The sequence below is a fragment of the Hydrogenivirga sp. 128-5-R1-1 genome, from assembly GCF_000171895.1.
Window position 1 is genome coordinate 1 of record NZ_ABHJ01000042.1, and the last position, 4,615, is coordinate 4,615.

Here is a 4,615-nt window from a genome sequence, read left to right on the forward strand (position 1 = left end):
AAAATAGTAGAAGAACTTAAAAAAATACCATACCTTTATAGAATAGTTTTGTCCCTTGATAGAGCCGACGAAGAACAGTTTAAAAGAGTAAAACAAATCATGTCAGAAATACCAACAACAGTACGTATAGTATGGCATGATGGTCCAAATATGAAAAAAATATATAAAGAAATACAGGATAATAATTTTGAAATAGGACCTCAAGGAAAAGGTCGTTCGGTATGGATGACATTAGGTTATATACTTTCAGACGCAAACGCATACGCAATAGCCCTTCATGATTGTGATATTGTAAATTACACAAGAGAACTTCCTGCAAGACTTTTTTATCCTGTTGTCCATCCTGCCCTTGATTTTGAATTTAGCAAAGGGTACTACGCCAGATACGGTAAAAAGCTGTATGGTAGAGTAACAAGGCTTTATTACACTCCTTTAATCAGAGCATTAAAGAAAATGCTTGGACAGCACAGATTTTTAGAGTATCTTGACAGCTTCAGGTATGCACTTTCCGGAGAATTTGCTTTTATCAGAAGTTTAGCAAGAGGTCTTAGAATATCTCCAAGCTGGGGTCTTGAAGTTTCTATGCTTTCAGAAGTTTATCAAAATACATCTGTAAACAGAATTACTCAGGTTGAAGTTATGGAAAATTATGAGCATAAACATCAGGAAATGGGTAAAACTCCACAAGAAGGACTTACTAAAATGGCTGTAGATATTGCAAAAGCTTTATTTAGAGTTTTGACTCAAGATGGTATTGTTTTATCAGATTCATTTTTCAGGAGTTTATTAACTACTTATTTACTTGAAGCCCAAAAAGCTATAGAAAAATACAATGCACTGTCTTTAATAAACGGTCTTGAGTATGACAGACACAGGGAAATTTCAGCAGTGGAAAACTTTGTAAACGCTTTAAAAATAGCAAAAGATGAATTTGTTGAAAATCCAGTTGGTATACATATGCTTCCTCCGTGGATTAGAATAAGAGCTGCAATTCCAGACATATCAGAAAAATTTATTAATGCAGTTGAAGAAGATAATAAGTAAGGTCATTTAATGCGCCCGGAGGGACTCGAACCCCCAACCTTGTGATCCGTAGTCACATGCTCTATCCAGTTGAGCTACGGGCGCCTGTATTTAAATGGAAAGAGAGCTTAGTTTTTCTTCCTGGTCTTTGAGTATCAGCTGGTCAATTATTTCGTCAAGCTCACCATCTAATATTTCATTTATTCTGTGTGAAGTATAACCTATTCTGTGGTCTGTTACTCTATTTTGAGGGAAGTTATATGTTCTTATTTTTTCACTTCTATCGCCAGTTCCCACCTGAGATTTTCTTTCAGATTTTATTTTTTCCTGTTGAATTCTATCATAGTAGTCTTTAAGTCTTGCTCTTAATATCTGCATTGCTTTTGCTCTATTTTGGAGCTGAGACCTTTCGTCCTGACAGGATACGACTATTCCAGTTGGAATATGAGTAATTCTTACAGCGGAGTCTGTAGTATTTACGTGCTGTCCTCCTGCTCCAGAAGCTCTCATTGTCTCTATTTTTAAATCATCAGGGTTTATTTCAACGTCAACCTCTTCAGCTTCAGGAAGCACTGCAACTGTTGCTGTAGAGGTATGTATCCTTCCAGAGCTTTCTGTTTCAGGTACTCTCTGTACCCTGTGTACACCGCTTTCATATTTGAGTTTTGAGTACGCACCTTCACCTTTTATTAGTGCAATAACTTCTTTTATGCCACCTCTTTCATTTTCGTGTAAACTTAGAATTTCCACTTTCCAACCGTTTTTTTCGGCATATCTCTGGTACATTCTAAACAGCTCAGCGGCAAAAAGAGCTGCCTCATCTCCTCCAGCACCCTGTCTTATTTCAAGGATTACATTTTTATCATCATTTGGGTCTTTTGGAATGAGTGCAATCTGGATTTCAGATTCTAATTTTTCTTTTTGAGATTTTAAATTTTCAAGCTCCTCTTCAGCAAGGAGCCTCATTTCTTCATCTTGAGAATGTAAAAGCTCCTTTGTTTCCTTAATACTTTTTTCTATATTTTCGTACCTATTGAAGAGCTCTACAACATATGCAAGGTGCTTGTGCTCTTTTGCAAGCTCCTGAAGTTGCTTTGGATTGTTAGCAACTTCAGGTGAAGCTAATTTTTCTTCAACCTCTTTTAATTTTGCCTCTAATTCACTTTTTTTACCAAGTAATTTTTTGCTCATTTTTGTTCAGAAATAGCACCCTTTAGCTCTAAAAATAAAGGTTTTATCTGTAGTTTTCCAACATAAAATGGATGGCATTGATTACATACTTCTATATAAACAGTTCCTCCTTTTGTGGAAAGTAGCTCAAACTTATTCCCACAACTACAAATGAAAGTAGTAGGCTCAATTTTAGGGTGTATATCTTTTTTCAACTTTATACCTCCAAGTATATTCCAGATTTAAAATTTTTCAAGATAGACAAATAAATATTTTACAATTTTTAATTATATTCATCAAGCATTCATAGATTTTAAAAACTCTTCGTTTGTTTTGAATTTAGATAGTTTGCTGAGTAAAAATTCCATAGCTTCAACTTCGTCCATTGTTGAAAGGAATTTCCTTAGTATCCAGAGTCTTTGTAGTTCCCAATCTTCAAGTAAAAGCTCTTCTTTTCTTGTACCTGATTTGGCAATATTTATGGCAGGGAAAACTCTTCTTTCCATAAGTTTCCTATCAAGATAAAGCTCCATATTACCTGTTCCTTTAAATTCTTCAAAAATAACATCGTCCATTCTTGAACCAGTTTCAACAAGAGCTGTTGCAAGAATTGTTAAGCTTCCACCTTCTTCAATATTTCTTGCAGCACCAAAGAATTTTTTAGGTCTTTGCAGAGCTGTTGCTTCTATACCTCCAGATAATACCCTTCCAGTTGGAGGAGTAATGGCATTTGAAGCTCTTGCAAGTCTTGTCATAGAATCAAGAAGTATAACAACATCTTGCCCATTTTCTACCAGTCTTTTTGCTCTTTCTACTAAAAGCTCAGCAACGTGCATATGTCTTTCAGGAGGCTCATCAAAAGTTGATGCTACAACTTCGGCTCCTTCACCAACTATTCTTCTCATCTCTGTAACTTCTTCAGGTCTTTCGTCAATAAGAAGGATTATTACATGAACTTCTGGATGATTTTTAATTAATGCTTTCGCAATTCTCTGAATTAAAACTGTTTTCCCTGCTTTTGGTGGAGCAACTATTAAGCCCCTCTGTCCTTTTCCAATAGGAGATACTAAACTTACAACCCTTGTTGATAAATCTGAAGGGTCATATTCAAGGTTAAATCTTTCAGTTGGATGGAAGGGTGTCAATCTATCAAATATTGGTCTTTTCTTAACTGCTTCTGGCTCAATTCCATTAATTGCCTGTATTTTTATTAACGCTCTGTATTTCTCGCCTTCTCTTGGGAGTCTTGCTATACCTATAATATAATCTCCAGTTCTAAGACCAAATTTTTTAATTTGGGAAGGTGATACATATATATCTGAAGAATGAGGGTTATAGTTATTTTCAATTGAACGGATAAATCCATATCCTTCAGGTAAAACTTCTAAAACCCCCTGTATAAAGTTTAATCCTTCTTCTTTTGCCTTATGCTCAAGAATTTTCGTTATAAGTTCTTGTTTTTTCAAGCCTGTTGTTCTCTGAAGTCCTATTTCCTTACCAAGTTTTTGAAGTTCGGATAAGGTCATTTTTTGCATCTGCTCTAAGCTTATATCCTTTACATTTACAGTTTCAGCCATGACTAATGGTTCCTCCTTTTGGTTTTGTTGGTTATTTTCCAATACAGAATGAGCTGAAAATATTTCCAAGTATATCTTCTGTTGTTATTTCTCCTATTATTTCACCTAAAAGTTCTTTTACTTCCCTTATTTCTAACATTAAGATTTCTTTAAAGTTTTCATAATTTTTTAAGTTGTTATAGATTTTTTCAAGTAATTTTAAGCTTTTTTCAAGTACTGTCTGATGCCTTATATTAATGTAGACTTCAGAGTCTGTATCTTCAGTTAAACCTAAAGTATTGAGTATTTTATTTTCTAATTCTTGAATTCCTTCCTGTGTTTTTGTAGATGTAAATATTATATCTTTAAAATAATACTTTTTTTCATATTTATCAAGTAGTAAATCTGATTTATTTGCAACAATAATTGGAGATTTATGTTTTATATCTTCATATATTTTAAAATCTTCTTCTGTTAAACCTTCATAAGCATCAAAAACAAATAAAACAATATCAGCTTCTTTGATTTTCTCTTTTGTTTTCTCTATGCCAATTTTTTCTATTTTGTCCCCTGCTTCCCTTATACCTGCTGTGTCAATAAGTTTTACAGGTATGCCGTGAATATTAAAACTTTCTTCTATAAAATCTCTGGTAGTTCCTTTTATCTCAGAAACTATCGCTCTTTCATAACCTATTAATGCATTGAAAAGTGAAGATTTTCCAACATTGGGACGACCTGCTATTGCAAGTTTTATACCTTCTGTAACTAATTTTCCCTTTTTATAAGTAGACAGCAAATTTTTTATTTGATTTATAACAGCTTCAAGGTCCTTTTTTATATCTGTTAAAGGTATCTCTTCAACATCT

5 protein-coding genes and 1 tRNA gene are annotated in these 4,615 nt (G+C 33.8%); 1 reads left to right on the forward strand and 5 read right to left on the reverse strand.

Going from position 1 to position 4,615, the window contains the following annotated elements:
- On the forward strand, positions 1-1,044 hold a 1,044-nt coding region (locus HG1285_RS19765), incomplete at its 5' end, for a glycosyltransferase involved in cell wall biogenesis (protein WP_008288268.1).
- Positions 1,045-1,054: 10 nt separating this feature from the next.
- Here the strand turns inward: HG1285_RS19765 and HG1285_RS05935 are convergent.
- The 5 genes from HG1285_RS05935 to HG1285_RS05915 form a co-directional block, all read right to left on the reverse strand.
- Positions 1,055-1,128, reverse strand: a tRNA-Arg gene (locus HG1285_RS05935).
- Positions 1,129-1,134: 6 nt separating this feature from the next.
- The gene (gene prfA / locus HG1285_RS05930; protein ID WP_008288269.1) at positions 1,135-2,214 is read right to left on the reverse strand and encodes a peptide chain release factor 1; all 1,080 of its coding nucleotides are present in this window, start codon (positions 2,212-2,214) and stop codon (positions 1,135-1,137) included.
- Positions 2,211-2,408: a 50S ribosomal protein L31 gene (gene rpmE / locus HG1285_RS05925; protein WP_008288270.1), complete on the reverse strand. Its 198-nt coding sequence runs from the start codon at positions 2,406-2,408 to the stop codon at positions 2,211-2,213. The genes prfA and rpmE overlap by 4 nt, the downstream gene beginning before the upstream one ends.
- A gap of 81 nt (positions 2,409-2,489) precedes the next feature.
- Positions 2,490-3,770, reverse strand: a complete 1,281-nt coding sequence (gene rho, locus HG1285_RS05920; protein WP_032496813.1) for a transcription termination factor Rho — start codon at positions 3,768-3,770, stop codon at positions 2,490-2,492.
- A 31-nt stretch (positions 3,771-3,801) separates the two neighbouring features.
- Positions 3,802-4,615: GTPase (locus HG1285_RS05915; protein WP_008288272.1), on the reverse strand; the 814-nt coding region annotated here is incomplete at its 5' end.

Bases quoted from the DNA above. Each gene is read 5' to 3' on its own strand.
- rho (WP_032496813.1), bottom strand. From the start codon at position 3,770: ATGGCTGAAACTGTAAATGTAAAGGATATAAGCTTAGAGCAGATGCAA.
- prfA (WP_008288269.1), bottom strand. From the start codon at position 2,214: ATGAGCAAAAAATTACTTGGTAAAAAAAGTGAATTAGAGGCAAAATTA.